The following is a 14673-nucleotide window of genomic DNA, read 5'->3' as shown; positions in this document are numbered from 1 at the left end:
TGCGGGGGCTTTACTTGGGGGCGGCCATGGGCGCAACACGCGCCAAAGGGGAAGCGCATGGCGTCCGAAGCAGAGAACCGCAAGAGTTTTGCCATCCAGGCCGACTATTGTGCGGCGATGGATGCGCCGATCACCGCGCGCATCTGTACCGCGCTGGGGCAGGGGATCAGCCGAAGCAGCGAGACGGGGCGGCGGGTGCTCGACTGGCCGGGCGAGCCGGTGGCCGACGCGCTGGTGCTGCGGCTGGTGGGCGGACTGCATGCGCTGCATCGGCGCGGCGTGATCGAGCTGCGGCGCATCTTCACGGGCGAGGAGACCGATATTGGCCGGATGGCCACGGCGCTCGATGCGGTGCTCTGCGCCTATGACCTGCCGCTGATGCCCTGGCTCTACGGCCCGCCCCAGACCAACGAGGCGGCGCGTTCGAACGGGTTGATGACCGGGCTGCTGCATCTCGCGCAGCGCTATGGCCCGCGCTTCGAACTGCTCGAGATCGGGTCGAGCGCCGGGCTGAACCTGATGCTGGGGCGCTACCGCTTCGATCTGGGCGGGGTGGCGGTCGGCCCCGCCGAGTCGCCGCTGCTGCTGCGGCCCGAATGGCGGGGCAGCCCGCCGCCCGCGGTGCCGGTGGCGATCGTCTCCGCCCGCGGCGTCGACATCGCCCCGCTCGACCTGACCGACGACCGCGATGCCGATCGGCTGCAGGCCTATGTCTGGGTCGATGCGGTGGCGCGGCAGGCGCGGCTGGACACCGGAATCGCGATGCTGCGCGCCGATCCGGTGCGGCTGGAGCGCGGCGATGCCGCCGATTGGCTCGAAGCCCGTCTCGCCGAGCCGCAGCCGGCGGGCGTCACCCGGGTGCTGATGCACTCGGTCGTCTGGCAATATCTGCGGCCCGAGGCGCAGGCGCGCATCGCCGCGAGGATGGAGGCAGCCGGCGCCGCCGCGACGCCCGAGCGCCCGCTCGGCTGGGTGATGATGGAGCCCAATCGCGACCTCGCCGCGCAGGAGGTGCGGGTGCGCGGCTGGCCCGGCGACACGCCGATGGAACTGGTCGCGCGGACGCATGCGCACGGCGCCTGGGTCGAGGGGCTCGCGCCGCCCTATGACACCACGCCTTATGTGATGCGGGTCGCCTGACGGCCGCGCTGGCGGCCCTCCCACGCACTGCCGGCAGACGGCACCGTCGCCCTTGCGGGAGCAACGCGTTGCTCCTGCTCGTCTTTCACCGTTGAGCGCGAATTTTCATCCCTGCATCATTGACAGTTTTGCCGTTTTGTCGGACTTAAAAGATCGAAGCCGCGTCTGTCGCGGTGATCTGTGTCCGCTGCAGCGATCGGGAAAGCCCGAGCCGGTGGACGTCGAAAGGGGAGGACGGCATGACTCGCAAACCGATTCTGTTGATGGGCGTGGCCCTGATGGCGCTCGCCGGTGCCGCGCCGGCATGGGCACAATCCGACGCAAATTCCGGCGAGACGCCGCAAACGCCCAGCGCGCAGAGCAGCGCGACCGAGGAGGAGATCCTCGTCACCGGCATCCGCGCCAGCCTTGCCTCGGCACGCGAGTTTAAGCGCAACTCGGATTCGATCCTCGACGCCATCGTCGCCGAGGATATCGGTAAGTTGCCGGACAATAATGCTTCCGAGAGCCTTGCGCGACTGCCGGGCGTGCAGGTCAGCCGCTATGCGGACGAAGCTTCGGGCATCCTGATCCGCGGCCTGCCGGACGTCGGGACCTCGTTCAACGGGCGCGAGATCTTCACCGCCGAGAACCGCACCGTGCAGGTGCATGATTTCCCCGCCGGCGCGCTCGCGGCGCTGGAAGTGTACAAGTCGGCCACCGCCGATCTGATCGAGCCGGGCCTGGCCGGGCTGGTCAACGTCCGATCGCGCCGTCCGTTCGACTTCAAGGGGTTGGAGATCGCCGGCGCGATCCGCGCCTCGTACAACGACCAGTCGAAGAAGACGAACCCGAACGGCAATCTGCTGATCAGCAACCGCTGGAACACGCCGATCGGCGAGATGGGGGCGCTGGTCAACGTCGCCTATAACCGCTTCTACTATAACAACGCGATCCGCTACACCAATGGCGGCGTCGATCCGGTGGCGAACAGCAAGGCGACGCTGCCCGCGGGCGAGGCCGCCGATTTCCGCCTGCCGTACAGCGTCGGCCTCTATTATCCGCGCGGGCTGCGCGAGCGCCCGTCGGTCAACGGCTCGCTCCAGTGGAAGCCGGCGCACAATCTCGAAATCTATGCCGACGGCCTGTGGCAGGCGTTCCGCAACCAGGGTTCGACCGAGAGCTTCGACGTGTCGCTGCTGCGCGCCGCGCCGAAGAACGCCGCGGGCGTCGAAGTGCCCCCGACCCTGTCGAACATCGTCCGCGTGCCCGGTGAGCCCAACAAGCTGGTCAGCGTGAGCAAGACCGGCGGCTATCCGGCGGAGATGTTCCGTTCGACCAGCCGCGACTTCACCAACACCTACCAGGCCGCCGCGGGCTTCATCTGGAACACCGGCCGCGCGGTGATCTCGAGCGACTTCGCCTACACCTTCTCGGAATATGGCGCCAACGAACGCAGCCTCGATTCGCAGACCGCTTCGGCGCCGCCGGTCAACGTGATCTTCGAGAAGGAGAAGTCCTCCTGGTTCGATCTCGGCAATTACGACATGACCAACCCCGCCAACTATGTGTGGCGCGGCTATTATGAGCGCGAATATTATGTCAGCGGCGCCGGCATCCAGTGGCGCGGCGACGTCGCGCTGGATACCGAGATCGGCTGGCTGCCCAAGATCAAGTTCGGCCTGCGCGCAACCGACCGTGACGCGAAGCGCCGACAGGGCAACCGCTACGCCTATACGCCGACGCTGAACATCCCGTTCGCCAGCCTGCCGACCGGCAGCCTGGAGCAGGTGCAGGACGGCTTCCGCGGCGACGGCCCGCCGTTCCGCAACTGGCTGATGCCGTCCTATGACGCGATCCAGGGCAATGCCGAGGCGCTGCGCCAGCTCTCCTATGCGTCGCTCCAGAAGATCGTCGCCGCCAACCCGAACGACCAAGGCTACAAGGACGCGCTGCAGCAGTTCAGCACCCAGGCGATCCCGATGGATCCCTATGGCGGTTTCTACGCCAAGGAATCGAGCTACGCCGCCTATGCCTCGGCCAGCTATGCCTTCGATGTCGGCATCCCGATCGACGGCAGCGTCGGCGTGCGCATCGTCAACACCGATGGCCGCTATGTCGGCACCTCCAAGGTGACCGCGGTGGACGGCACCGTCTCGGCGGTCACCGACACCAATCGCCAGAACTATGTCGACGTGCTGCCGAGCTTCGGGCTGCGCGCCAAACTGGCGCAGGGGCTGCAGGCGCGCCTGGGCTTCACCATGACGCGTACCCGGCCCGGCTTCGGCCAGCTCAACCCCGCGTTCAGCCTCAACCGCAACACCGATGCCGGATCGGGCGGCAACGCCTCGCGCTACGCCTTTTTCGGCTCGGGCGGCAACCCGGACCTGAAGCCGCTGACCTCGAAGAATTACGACGCGACGATCGAATATTATTTCGGGCGGAACGGTGCGGTGAGCGGTGCGGTATTCTATCGCGATCTCAAGGGCTTCATCAGCAACTACACCCGCGACGTCAACGATCCGGTCTATGGCTTGATCCAGATCAGCCGGCCGGAGAACGCCGGCACCGGCAAGATCAAGGGCTTCGAACTTTCGGCACAGAGCTTCTTCGACTTCCTGCCGGGCTGGCTGAGCGGCTTCGGCGCGCAGGCGAACCTCACCTATGTCGACGCCAAGAACCAGCTGCCGGCGGCACTCGGCACGGCGCAGCCCATGGTCTCGCTCACCGGCCTGTCGAAATGGTCCTACAACCTCAGCGGCTTCTACGAGCGCGAAAAGATATCGCTGCGCCTGTCGTACAATTATCGCAGCTCCTATATCGATTTCTACAGTCGCAATTCGAACGATCAGCAATATACCGGCCAGAGCGTGCGGCCGATATCGCGGCTGGATTTCTCGGGATCGTACACGCCGATCGAGAACATCACGTTGACGGCCGAAGTCAACAATATCCTGGCGCAGCCGTTCAGCAACTATCGCTACTTCAACGAGACGCAGTACTACCCGATCGATACGCGCTACGAAGGGCGCTACTACAGCGTCGGCGTGCGCTTCCGTTTCTGAGACCCGGGCTTCCGGTTCCTTCCCCCCTGCGCCCGGCTTCGACCGGGCGTTTTTTTAAGGAGAGGCCCGGCTTCGACCGGCGGCTTTATTGCGCCGGCCGGGCGGCCAGCCATTCGAGCAGCGCGCTCGTCACCTCCTCGGGTTTTTCCCAGGGGGCGAAATGGCCAGCGTCGCGGATCTGGACGATCCGATAGTCGGGGATCAGCGTCTCCAGCCCGTCGAGCAGGCAGGGCAGCAGCCCGCGATCGCGCATACCCCAGATCACCAGCGTGGGCTGCGGCTGGAGCGGGAAGGGGCCGTCGATCCAGCTCGGGCGCGGCGGATCCTCGTCCATCGCCGGCACCACGATCTGGGTGGCGCGGTACCAGTTGAGCATCGCGGTGAGCGCGCCCGGCTGGCTCCATTGTTCGAGATAGATCGCCTGTTCCTCGCGCGGCACGGTGACCTGGAGATGCTCGCCGAACAGCGAGAGCAGGAACTGCTCGAGCCCCGTCTTGTCCGGCGCGCGATCGAGCTCGGTCTCGCGGAAGAAGCGGATATACTGGCTCGCGCGGCGCTGGCCGGGATCGTCGAACAGCTTGCGTTGGAAGACCTGTGGATGCGGCGCGTTGACGATCGCCAGCCGGGCGACGCGTTTGGGCTCGCGCAGTGCCGCCATCCACGCGATCGCGCCGCCCCAGTCGTGCCCGACCAGCGTGAATCGATCGACCACCAGCGCATCGGCGAGCGCGAACACGTCCGCCGCGATCTTGTCCGCGGCATAGGCCTCGACGCCGTCGGGCTTGGACGAGTTGGCATAGCCGCGCTGGTCCGGCGCGATCACGAAATAGCGCTCGGCCAGCGCCGGAATCTGGTGCCGCCAGGTGCGGTGCGATTCGGGAAAGCCATGGAGCAGGATCACGGGCGGATTGGCGGGATCCCCCGCCAGCGCGACGTTGAGCGTGACGCCCGTCGCCAGCGGCAGGCTCGTCTGTTGGATTCCGTTCACGCAGCTCTCCCTGTACCTGTCCGGCACCGCCTCCGTGCCGTCGGGTCTTCTGCCCTGGGCCCTTGATGCGCCGGTTGGGCGAAAGCCGCAAGTAAAGGAAAACTAGGGGTAACTTACCGTCTTAGGAACCTCGGGGATGGGGATGAATTCCTTCTCGTCATGGGGCACCTTGGGGAAGGCGCCGGCCTTCCAGTCTTCCTTGGCCTGGTTGATCCGATCGCGGTTGGAGCTGACGAAGTTCCACCAAACGTGGCGCGGCGTCTTGAACGCCTCGCCGCCGCAGAACATCACGCGAGCCCCGCGTTCGGAACGCAGCGTCGCACGGACGCCGGGGCGGAGCAGGTAGAGCGTCATCGGCAGCAGCGGCATGCCGTCGAGGCTGGCATCGCCGGTCGCGACGTAGAGCGCGCGCTCGTCCGCCACCGCGTCGATGGGCACGCTCGCGCCGCCGTCGAGGACGATGTCGCCATAGATGGTCTGGGCATAGGTGGTGGTCGGCGCCGCGGCACCCCAGAGCTCGCCCATGATCACGCGCGCGCGGGCGCCGTGCGCCTCGACGATCGGCAGCTCGGCGGCGGCGACATGCTCGAAGGCGGGGTCCATTTCCTCGACCGCTTCCGGCAGCGCGAGCCAGGTCTGGATGCCGGAGAGCTCGGGGCCCTTCTCGCGCTCGGCGGAGGGCGAGCGCTCCGAATGGACGATGCCGTGGCCGGCGGTCATCAGGTTCACCGCGCCGGGCTCGATCGTGGCATAGGTGCCGAGCGAGTCGCGGTGGTCGAGCGCGCCGGCGAACAGATAGGTGACGGTGGCGAGGTTGATGTGCGGGTGCGGGCGCACGTCGATGCCGGTGCCGACGTCGAGGATCGCCGGGCCCATCTGGTCGAAGAAGATGAACGGCCCCACCATGGTGCGCGGCCGCGAGGGGAGGGTGCGATGCACCTTGAAGCCGCCCAGGTCGTGCGTGGTCGGCTCGATCGTCTGGATCACCAGGTCGTCGCGCATCGTTCGTCTCCGTGTTTGCTGATGCCGGGATAGCCGCTCGCGGCGGCGAGGCCCAGCCAAACCAGCGGATAGGATCGGGAACACAGCGTTTCCGATGCGGCCGGTACAGCTTGTTACAACTCGATCGTTGTAAATGCGAATCGTTCGCGTTATCGCATCGGCCCGACTTCAGCCGAGATTCCCGACCGCCCGATGCACGCCCCGTCTCCTCCCGTCGCGCCCCGCAAGCGCAGCCGCAAGAGCTTCTGGCTCAAGCAGCTCCATACCTGGCACTGGATGAGCTCGGCGATCAGCCTGATCGGGCTGCTGCTGTTCGCGATCACCGGCTTCACGCTCAACCATGCCGCGGACATCGAAGGCGCGCCGCAGACGGTGGACCGTGCGGCGCAGCTGCCGGGGGCGCTGCTGCCGCTGGTCAAGCCCGACGACAAGCCCGACGCCAAGCAGCCGCTGCCCGCGCCGGTCGCCGGCTGGCTGCGCGCCAACCTGAAGATGCCGGCGGAAGGCGTCGCCGAATGGTCGGCCGACGAGATCTATCTGGCCCAGCCGCGTCCCGGCGGCGACGGCTGGATCGCGATCGAGCGCGACACCGGCAAGGTGACGAGCGAGATCAGCTCGCGCGGCTGGATCGCCTATCTCAACGATCTCCACAAGGGCCGCAACGCCGGCACCGCGTGGAAATGGTTCATCGACGTCTTCGCCTTTGCCTGCCTGGTGTTCACGCTGACCGGGCTGGTGCTGCTGTGGATGCATTCCAAGCACCGCAAGAGCACCTGGCCGCTGGTCGCCGCCGGCCTCGCCATTCCCGCGCTGATCGCGCTGTTCCTGATTCACTAAAGGGGGTTTCATGCAGTTTCGCCTGACCGGACTCACTACCGCCGCGCTCGGCGCCGGCGCGCTGCTGCCGAACGCGGCGGCGGCGCAGACGATGGACCTTTCCATCGAGCTGCCGCGCATGCGGGTGGCCGAATATCACAAGCCGTACGTCGCGGTGTGGCTGGAGAAGGAGGGGCAGCCGGCCCGCACCCTCTCCGTCTGGTACGATGTCGACAAGCGCGGCGGCGAGGGCACCAAATGGCTCCACGACGTGCGCCAATGGTGGCGCGCCGCGGGCCGCACGATGAGCTTCCCCGCCGACGGCATCAGCGGCGCCACCCGCGCGCCGGGCGTGCAGAAGCAGCGCCTCGTCGCCGGCAAGGGCGGCATGCCCGCGCTCACGCCGGGCCAGTATACGCTGGTGGTGGAGGCCGCGCGCGAAGTCGGCGGCCGCGAGGTCGTGCGCCTGCCCTTCGCCTGGAACGGCAGCAGCGCCACCGCCGCTGCCAAGGGCACCAGCGAGCTCGGCGCCGTTTCGTTCACGCTCAAGCGCTAAACCGGGGGATCCATATCATGAAGTTCCGCAAGCCGCTTTTCGCCCTCGCCGCCGTCACCGCGCTCGCCGCGCCGGCCGCGATCGCCCACCGCATGTGGCTGCTGCCGTCGTCGACGGTCGTCTCCGGCACCGATAACTGGGTGACCGTCGATGCCGCGGTGTCGAACGACCTGTTCTATTTCGACCACCGCCCGATGGGGGCGATCCCGACGATCACCCAGCCCGACGGTACCGAAGGCAAGGCCGAGCACCATAATGTCGGCCAGTTCCGTGCGACCTTCGACGTGCACCTCACCCAGCAGGGCACCTATCGGATCGCGGTGGTCAATCAGGGCGTGTTCGGCCGCTACACGCTGAACGGCGAGACCAAGATGCTCCCGCGCGGCACGACCAAGGCGCAGCTCGCCACCGCGATCCCGGCGGGCGCCACCGACGTGCAGACCAGCGAGATGCTCGCCCGCAACGAGATCTTCGTGACGCAGGGCGCGCCGACCAACACCGTGTTCAAGCCGACCGGCGAGGGCATCGAGCTGGTGCCGGTGACGCACCCCAACGATCTCGTCGCCAATGAGCCCGCGACCTTCCAGTTCCTGCTCGACGGCAAGCCCGCCTCGGGCCTCTATGTCACCACCATCCTCGGCGGCGGCCGCTATCGCAATGCGCCCAAGCAGATGGAGCAGCGCACCGATGCGTCGGGCAAGGTGACGATCCAGTGGCCGGAAGCGGGCATGTACTGGATCAACGTCACGCCCAACGCGCCGCGGCCCGAGGGTGAAGGCGAGGGCCCGCGTCCGCCGGCCCAGGCCCAGGCTCAGGCGGGGGCGCCGCGTCCGGCCCAGGGCGGACCGCAGGGCATGCGGGGCGTTCCCTCCGGCCGCCGCGTCAGCTACACGACCACGCTGGAGGTACTGGCACCCTGATCATCGACGCGCGTATTGCCGTTCCCGAAAGCCTGTCGCCGGCGGCGTTCCACCGGCGGCGACCGGCTGCGCCCGTCGCAACCTTTGGCGGCGCGACGATGGGCACCACCTGGCGGCTGGTCGTCGTCGACCCGCCCGAGGACATCCGCGAAACCGTCCAGGCGGTGCTGATGCGGATGATCGGCGAGTTCAGCCATTGGGAGCCGGGCTCGCGCGTCGGCCGGTTCAACCGCGGCATGCTCGGCCATTGGCAGCCGCTTTCGCCCGAGGGGGTGCGCGTGCTGGAGGCGGCGCTGTCGGTCCATGCGGCGAGCGGCGGCGCCTTCGATCCGGCTTCGGGCGTGCTCGCCGACCTGTGGGGCTTCGGCCCCGCCGGCCCGCGCGACGACGTGCCGAGCGCCTACGCGATCGGCGAGGCCAGGGTCATGTCGGGTGCGCGTCACCTCGAGTTCGATTCCGAGCAGCGCCGCATCCGCCGGCGCGAAGCGGTGCAGATCGACCTTTCCGGCATCGCCAAGGGCTTTGCGGTGGATGCCGTGGCCGAGCGGCTGCTCGCACTGGGCATCGAGGACTTCCTGATCGAGATCGGCGGCGAGCTGCGCGGCGAGGGGATCAAGCCCGACGGCCAGCCCTGGTGGGTCGAGCTGGAGCCGGTGCCGGACAGCACGCTCGCACCGCTCCGCGTCGCGCTGCACGGCCTGTCGGTGGCGACCTCGGGCGATTATCGCCGCTTCTTCGAACAGGGCGGCCGCCGCTACGCGCACAGCATCGATCCGCGGACCGGCTGGCCGATCGACAACCAGGTCGTCTCGGTCTCGGTGCTGCACCGCGAGGCGATGCTGGCCGATGCCTGGGCGACCGCGCTCACGGTGCTGGGACCGGCGGGCATGGCGCTCGCCGAGCAGCAGGGGCTGGCGGCGCATATGGTGACGCGAGAGGGTGAGGCGTTCTCGGAACGCATCTCCGCCAGGTTGCAGGCGATGCTGGGCTGATTGCACCAAAGGACGCCGCCAGCGATGGCCGCGCTTCCTTGACATCTGCCCCATGCGGCGCATGTGGGAGACATGGCGCAGGACAACCCTCTCGACCGGCTTCGCGACGTGCTCGCGGGCACCGCGCGCGCGCTTTCGGGTGCCGACGAACTCGAATTCGGCTTCACCGCCGACGCGCCGTTCCAGAGCGGCAAGACGGTCAAGGTGCCGATGCCATCGCGCACCCTGCCGCCGGAGCAGGTCGCCGAGGCGCGCGGCTTTGCCGACAGCTTTGCGCTCCGCATGCGCCACCACGACGCGAACCTCCACGGCCGCACCGCGCCGCGCGAGCCGGTGGCGCGCGCCGTGTACGACGCGATCGAGGCCGCGCGGGTCGAGGCGCTGGGCTCGCGCGGCTATGCCGGCATCGCCGACAATCTCGAGCAGGCGCTGGCCATGCGGCTGCGCTCGGACCCGATCGGCCGTGCCCGCACCCGCGAGGAAGTACCGCTGTCCACCGCGCTCGGCCTGATGGTGCGCGAGCGGCTGACCGGCCGCGAATCGCCGTCGAGCGCCGCGCTCGGCCTGGCGCTGGTGCGCGACTGGATCGAGGAGAAGGCGGGATCGGATCTCGACGCGATGGCGATGGCGATCGACGACCAGAATGCCTTTGCCGCGCTTGCCGCCAAGCTGCTCCAGGATCTCGAGCTGACCGAAGGCGAGATGGTCCCCGACGAAGCCGATGAAGGCGGCGGCGAGGAGGAGGGCCAGGAAGAACAGCAGGAACAGGGCGAAGAAGAAGGCGAGTCCCAGCAGCAGCAGGGCGAGGGCCAGACCGAGGCGCGCGGCGAGCAGCGCGAGTCCGAACAGGGCGAGGAAGGCGACCAGGAGCAGCAGTCCGAAGGCATGGACGATGGCGATGGCGAGCCGGGCGACGACGGTGACGAGGGTATGATGCCCGTCCGCCCCAATCGCCCGTGGAGCGACCTGCCGCCGAGCTTCGAATATCGCGCCTATACCACCCAGTTCGACGAAGTCGTGGCGGCGACCGACCTGTGCGACACCGACGAGCTGGAGCGGCTGCGCTCGTACCTCGACCAGCAGCTCGTGCATCTGCAGGGCGCGGTGACCAAGCTCGCAAACCGGCTGCAGCGCCGCCTGATGGCGCAGCAGAGCCGCAGCTGGGACTTCGACCAGGACGAGGGCCTGCTCGATGCGGCGCGTCTGGCGCGGGTGGTGGTGAACCCGATGCAGTCGCTCAGCTACAAGATCGAGCGCGATACCGAGTTCAAGGACACGGTGGTGACGCTGCTGATCGACAATTCGGGCTCGATGCGCGGGCGGCCGATCTCGATCGCGGCGATCAGCGCCGACATCCTGGCGCGCACGCTGGAGCGCGTCGGCGTGAAGACCGAAGTGCTCGGCTTCACCACCCGCGCCTGGAAGGGTGGCCAGTCGCGCGAAAAATGGCTGGGCGAGGGGCGCATCGCGCAGCCGGGCCGGCTCAACGATCTCCGCCACATCATCTACAAGCAGGCCGACGAGCCATGGCGCCGCGCCAAAAAGTCGCTCGGGCTGATGATGCGCGAGGGGCTGCTCAAGGAGAATATCGACGGTGAGGCGCTGCTCTGGGCGCATGGCCGGCTGATCGCCCGGCCCGAGGACCGCAAGATCCTGATGGTGATCTCGGACGGGGCGCCGGTCGACGATTCGACGCTGTCGGTGAATTCGGGCTCGTACCTGGAGCGGCATCTGCGCCAGGTGATCGGCTGGATCGAGGCGCGCTCGCCGGTGGAACTGGCGGCGATCGGCATCGGCCATGACGTCACGCGCTATTACAGCCGCGCGGTGACGATCATGGATGCCGAGCAGCTCGCCGGCACGATGGTCGAGCAGCTGGCGGCCCTGTTCGACACCGAGTAACGCGGTGGCGCGGGAGATCATCGCCCCGCCGGGAGGCTTTCACGGGCCGGTCAAGCGCTCGATCACCATCGCGGGGCACCCCACGTCGATCAGCCTCGAGCCGATCTTCTGGGCCGCGCTGGAGACGGCGGCGGCGGACGCCGCGCTGCCGCTCAGTGCGCTGGTCGCGGCGATCGACCACGCGCGGATCAGCGCCGAAGATCCCCCGAACCTTGCCAGCGCGATCCGGACGTGGCTGATGGCGGCACCTCGAACTTAGCCTGTCCTCCCCTGGCAGGGGAGAATAGGTCCGATTACGCCCGCCCGACCACGCTCTCCGGCAGGTCCTTGCCGAACACGCGCTGGTAATATTCCGCCACCTGCGCCCGCTCGGCGTCGTCGCACTTGTTGAGGAAGGAGAGGCGGAAGGCGAAGCCCACGTCACCGAAGATCAGCGCGTTCTGCGCCCAGGTGATCACGGTACGCGGGCTCATCACCGTCGAGATGTCGCCGTTGATGAAACCGCGGCGGGTGAGCTCGGCGACGCGGACCATGTTCTCCACCGTCTCCTTGCCGCCCGGCTTGTCATATTCGCCGGACTTGGCGAGCACGATCCGCGCCTCGGTGGCCGCCGGAAGATAGTTGAGCGTGACGACGATGTTCCAGCGGTCCATCTGGCCCTGGTTGATCTGCTGGGTGCCGTGATACAGGCCGCTGGTGTCGCCCAGGCCCACCGTGTTGGCGGTGGCGAACAGGCGGAACCAGGGGCTCGGGCGGATCACCCGATTCTGGTCGAGCAGGGTCAGCTTGCCCTCGGTCTCCAGCACACGCTGGATCACGAACATCACGTCCGGGCGGCCCGCGTCATATTCGTCGAACACCAAAGCCGTCGGGGTCTGCAGCGCCCAGGGCAGCAGGCCTTCGCGGAATTCGGTGATCTGCTGGCCGTCCTTGAGCACGATCGCGTCGCGGCCGATCAGGTCGATGCGGCTGATATGCGCGTCGAGGTTGATGCGGATGCACGGCCAGTTGAGCCGCGCCGCCACCTGCTCGATATGGCTCGACTTGCCGGTGCCGTGATAGCCCTGGATCATCACCCGGCGATTGTGCGCGAAGCCGGCCAGCACCGCGAGCGTGGTGTCCGGATCGAACACATAGGCGGGGTCCAGATCGGGCACGCGCTCGTCCGCCTCGCTGAACGCGGGGACTTCCATGTCGATGTCGATCCCGAACAGGTCGCGTACCTTCACCATCTTGTCGGGCGCGTCGAGGATCGTGGAGTCCCGGCTGTCGGGCAGGGTGTTGGGGATGTCGGCCATATCAAATCCTTCAGTCGCACCGGACCTAGTGGCTTGTTTGCCGCACTGCAACCGCATGACCTAATGGGAGGGTTCAGCCGCCGATCTTGGGCGGCAGCAGGAACAGCGTGGCGAAGTCGGCGGCGCGGGCCTGGTCGCCTTCGACACCGAACCTGCCCTCGGCGAGTGCCAGGGGCAGCGGCATGACCCCGAACAGGACCGGCAGGAAATCGTTGGGCTCGCCGACGAACACCGCCTCGGCATCGGCGAGCGTGCCCCGGTCGATCGCCAGGGCGCCATCGTGTACGGTGACGCGATAGGTCTCCTCGCCCAGCCGGAAACCGATGCGGCCTGCCCAGCCCGCGGCCTTGTCCGGCAGCAGCAGCATGCGCAGCGCCAGCATCAGCGAGACGCGCGAGAAGGGGAGGGAAGGATCGTGCCGCGGCGAGCGCAGCGCCCAGCGGCCCATCGCCATGACCACGGGCTCCGCCGCATATCCCCAGGGGGTGAGAGCATAGACCTGCACGCAGGCCGGCGGCGGCAGCTTCTCGCGCACGACGATCCCGTCGGCTTCCAGCCCCTGCAGCCGCTGGGTGAGCACATTGGCGCTGAGCCCCGGCAGCCCGGCGCGGATTTCGCCGAAACGGCGCGGGCCGAGCAGCAATTCGCGGATGATCAGCAGCGCCCAGCGCTCGCCGACGAACTCGAGGGCGAGGGCGGTGCCGCAGGCATCGTCATAGCGGCGCTTGGGTGTGGTTATATTTTCTAACTTCACGGTTGTTTTTTAGGATCAGGCGCGGCACGAATCAAGCAGGGCGCGACTCGAAAGCCGTGCCGAATGGGGAGAGACAACGATGCCGAACAGCGTGTTCGTGAACCTGCCCGTGGCCGATGTGCCGCGCGCGACGGCCTTTTACGAAGCGATCGGTTGCACGAAGAACGCCCAGTTCAGCGGTCCCACGGCGAGCGCGATGGTGTTCTCGGACACGCTGACCTTCATGCTGCTCCACCGCGACTTCTTCCAGACCTTCACCCCGCGTGCCGTCGCCGATGCGACCGCCGCGACCGAGGTGCTGATCGCGCTGCCGCTCGACGATCGCGCCGCAGTCGACGTGCTGGTGGAGAAGGCCGCGGCGGCGGGCGGTTCGGGCGATATCCGGCCGGTGCAGGACATGGGCTTCATGTACGGCCGCACCTTCACCGATCCCGACGGCCATATCTTCGAGCCGTTCCATATGGACATGGCCGCCGCCGCCGAGGCGATGTCGCAGGCGGAGCCGGCCTGAGCCATGGCGCAGAAGATCGTCCCCTGCCTGTGGTTCGACGGCGCCGCCGAAGAGGCTGCGCGCTTCTACACCTCGCTGCTGCCGGACAGCCGCATCGACAAGGTGGTGCGCGCGCCCACCGCCTATCAGGCGGGCGAGGCGGGCGCGGTGCTGGTGGTGGAGTTTACCCTGGCCGGGCTGCGCTACATCGCGCTCAACGCGGGGCCGCAGGCGCGATTCAACGACGCCGTTTCCTTCCAGATCCACACCGAGGACCAGGCCGAAACCGATCGGCTGTGGGACGCGATCACTGCCGATGGCGGCGCCGAGCGCGACTGCAGCTGGTGTGAGGACCGCTGGGGCCTGCGCTGGCAGATCGTGCCCCGCCGCTTGGCCGAGCTGATGGCCGATCCCGATCGGGACCGCGCGGCGCGTGCGATGCATGCGATGATGACAATGCGCAAGATCGACATCGCCGCGCTGGAGGCGGCCGTTGAACCCGCTTGAGCCGAAGAGGAGACACCATGTCGTTCCAGGCCTATCTCGACAACATCCAGGCCAAGACCGGCCGCAGCCCGGACGATTTCCGCGCATACGCTGCCGAGAAGGGGTGGGCGGATGCGTCCGGCCTGCGCGCCGGGGTGAAGGCCGGGGCGATCGTCGCCGATCTCAAGGACCAGTTCGGCTTGGGGCACGGCCACGCCATGGCGATCGTCGCGCTGCTCAAGGGCGCCAAGCGCGAAGGCGATGCCTGAACGAGAGGAGAGAATC

General features: G+C 67.9%; 15 protein-coding genes. 11 read left to right on the top strand and 4 right to left on the bottom strand.

Annotated elements, in window-relative coordinates; all coding sequences use genetic code 11:
- The first annotated feature begins 57 nt into the window (after positions 1-57).
- Both CA234_RS03840 and CA234_RS03835 read left to right on the top strand, forming a co-directional pair.
- Positions 58-1140, top strand: coding sequence for a DUF2332 domain-containing protein (locus CA234_RS03840; RefSeq protein WP_126000953.1), 1083 nt, complete (start codon positions 58-60; stop codon positions 1138-1140).
- A 239-nt stretch (positions 1141-1379) separates the two neighbouring features.
- Positions 1380-4184, top strand: a complete 2805-nt coding sequence (locus CA234_RS03835) for a TonB-dependent receptor (protein WP_126000952.1) — start codon at positions 1380-1382, stop codon at positions 4182-4184.
- Positions 4185-4269: 85 nt separating this feature from the next.
- Here CA234_RS03835 and CA234_RS03830 read toward each other — a convergent pair whose 3' ends face one another.
- Together CA234_RS03830 and CA234_RS03825 are read right to left on the bottom strand one after the other, a co-directional pair.
- On the bottom strand, positions 4270-5172 hold the full coding sequence (locus tag CA234_RS03830; protein WP_126000951.1) for an alpha/beta hydrolase: 903 nt from the start codon (positions 5170-5172) through the stop codon (positions 4270-4272).
- 102 nt (positions 5173-5274) lie between these two features.
- Positions 5275-6174 (bottom strand): pirin family protein, encoded by a 900-nt coding sequence (locus tag CA234_RS03825; RefSeq protein WP_126000950.1) that lies wholly within the window; start codon positions 6172-6174, stop codon positions 5275-5277.
- A 192-nt stretch (positions 6175-6366) separates the two neighbouring features.
- Between CA234_RS03825 and CA234_RS03820 the strand changes: the two genes are divergently transcribed.
- From CA234_RS03820 to CA234_RS03795, 6 genes are all read left to right on the top strand, one after another.
- Positions 6367-7011 carry a PepSY-associated TM helix domain-containing protein gene (locus CA234_RS03820; protein ID WP_126000949.1) on the top strand — a complete coding sequence of 215 codons (645 nt, stop codon included), beginning with the start codon at positions 6367-6369 and terminating at the stop codon, positions 7009-7011.
- 10 nt (positions 7012-7021) lie between these two features.
- Positions 7022-7546: a DUF2271 domain-containing protein gene (locus CA234_RS03815; protein WP_126000948.1), complete on the top strand. Its 525-nt coding sequence runs from the start codon at positions 7022-7024 to the stop codon at positions 7544-7546.
- Positions 7547-7563: 17 nt separating this feature from the next.
- Positions 7564-8466: a DUF4198 domain-containing protein gene (locus CA234_RS03810; RefSeq protein WP_126000947.1), complete on the top strand. Its 903-nt coding sequence runs from the start codon at positions 7564-7566 to the stop codon at positions 8464-8466.
- Between the two features lie 98 nt (positions 8467-8564).
- Complete coding sequence (locus CA234_RS03805) at positions 8565-9458, top strand: FAD:protein FMN transferase (RefSeq protein WP_126000946.1); 894 nt, start codon at positions 8565-8567, stop codon at positions 9456-9458.
- Positions 9459-9530: 72 nt separating this feature from the next.
- A complete protein-coding gene (gene cobT / locus CA234_RS03800; protein ID WP_126000945.1) occupies positions 9531-11360 on the top strand; it encodes a cobaltochelatase subunit CobT in 1830 nt (609 codons plus the stop codon).
- A 4-nt stretch (positions 11361-11364) separates the two neighbouring features.
- Positions 11365-11619, top strand: a complete 255-nt coding sequence (locus CA234_RS03795) for a ribbon-helix-helix domain-containing protein (RefSeq protein ID WP_126000944.1) — start codon at positions 11365-11367, stop codon at positions 11617-11619.
- 34 nt (positions 11620-11653) lie between these two features.
- Here the strand turns inward: CA234_RS03795 and cobS are convergent, their stop codons facing one another.
- Together cobS and CA234_RS03785 are read right to left on the bottom strand one after the other, a co-directional pair.
- Entirely contained in the window at positions 11654-12658 is a 1005-nt protein-coding gene (cobS, locus tag CA234_RS03790) for a cobaltochelatase subunit CobS (RefSeq protein WP_125972285.1), read from the bottom strand.
- A gap of 73 nt (positions 12659-12731) precedes the next feature.
- Entirely contained in the window at positions 12732-13412 is a 681-nt protein-coding gene (locus tag CA234_RS03785; protein WP_126000943.1) for a winged helix-turn-helix transcriptional regulator, read from the bottom strand.
- A 79-nt stretch (positions 13413-13491) separates the two neighbouring features.
- Between CA234_RS03785 and CA234_RS03780 the strand changes: the two genes are divergently transcribed.
- Genes CA234_RS03780 through CA234_RS03770 form a run of 3 tightly spaced genes read left to right on the top strand, consistent with a single transcriptional unit; the run spans position 13492 to position 14657 of the window.
- Positions 13492-13923, top strand: coding sequence for a VOC family protein (locus CA234_RS03780; RefSeq protein ID WP_126000942.1), 432 nt, complete (start codon positions 13492-13494; stop codon positions 13921-13923).
- A 3-nt stretch (positions 13924-13926) separates the two neighbouring features.
- Positions 13927-14409: a VOC family protein gene (locus CA234_RS03775; RefSeq protein ID WP_126000941.1), complete on the top strand. Its 483-nt coding sequence runs from the start codon at positions 13927-13929 to the stop codon at positions 14407-14409.
- Positions 14410-14426: 17 nt separating this feature from the next.
- On the top strand, positions 14427-14657 hold the full coding sequence (locus CA234_RS03770; protein ID WP_126000940.1) for a DUF4287 domain-containing protein: 231 nt from the start codon (positions 14427-14429) through the stop codon (positions 14655-14657).
- Positions 14658-14673: the final 16 nt, after the last annotated feature.

Origin of the sequence: Sphingomonas sp. ABOLE (assembly GCF_003950455.1) — a bacterium.
Classification (GTDB): Bacteria; Pseudomonadota; Alphaproteobacteria; order Sphingomonadales; family Sphingomonadaceae; genus Sphingomonas; species Sphingomonas trueperi.
Note: the sequence above shows the minus strand (reverse complement) of the source record. Positions and strands in the feature narration are given on the sequence as shown.

What these genes read in the sequence shown, in the direction of transcription:
- CA234_RS03840 (WP_126000953.1), top strand. Translation starts at nt 58, where the DNA reads ATGGCGTCCGAAGCAGAGAACCGCAAGAGTTTTGCCATCCAGGCCGAC.
- CA234_RS03835 (WP_126000952.1), top strand. Translation starts at nt 1,380, where the DNA reads ATGACTCGCAAACCGATTCTGTTGATGGGCGTGGCCCTGATGGCGCTC.
- CA234_RS03825 (WP_126000950.1), bottom strand. Translation starts at nt 6,174, where the DNA reads ATGCGCGACGACCTGGTGATCCAGACGATCGAGCCGACCACGCACGAC.
- CA234_RS03820 (WP_126000949.1), top strand. Translation starts at nt 6,367, where the DNA reads ATGCACGCCCCGTCTCCTCCCGTCGCGCCCCGCAAGCGCAGCCGCAAG.
- CA234_RS03815 (WP_126000948.1), top strand. Translation starts at nt 7,022, where the DNA reads ATGCAGTTTCGCCTGACCGGACTCACTACCGCCGCGCTCGGCGCCGGC.
- CA234_RS03810 (WP_126000947.1), top strand. Translation starts at nt 7,564, where the DNA reads ATGAAGTTCCGCAAGCCGCTTTTCGCCCTCGCCGCCGTCACCGCGCTC.
- CA234_RS03805 (WP_126000946.1), top strand. Translation starts at nt 8,565, where the DNA reads ATGGGCACCACCTGGCGGCTGGTCGTCGTCGACCCGCCCGAGGACATC.
- cobT (WP_126000945.1), top strand. Translation starts at nt 9,531, where the DNA reads ATGGCGCAGGACAACCCTCTCGACCGGCTTCGCGACGTGCTCGCGGGC.
- cobS (WP_125972285.1), bottom strand. Translation starts at nt 12,658, where the DNA reads ATGGCCGACATCCCCAACACCCTGCCCGACAGCCGGGACTCCACGATC.
- CA234_RS03780 (WP_126000942.1), top strand. Translation starts at nt 13,492, where the DNA reads ATGCCGAACAGCGTGTTCGTGAACCTGCCCGTGGCCGATGTGCCGCGC.
- CA234_RS03775 (WP_126000941.1), top strand. Translation starts at nt 13,927, where the DNA reads ATGGCGCAGAAGATCGTCCCCTGCCTGTGGTTCGACGGCGCCGCCGAA.
- CA234_RS03770 (WP_126000940.1), top strand. Translation starts at nt 14,427, where the DNA reads ATGTCGTTCCAGGCCTATCTCGACAACATCCAGGCCAAGACCGGCCGC.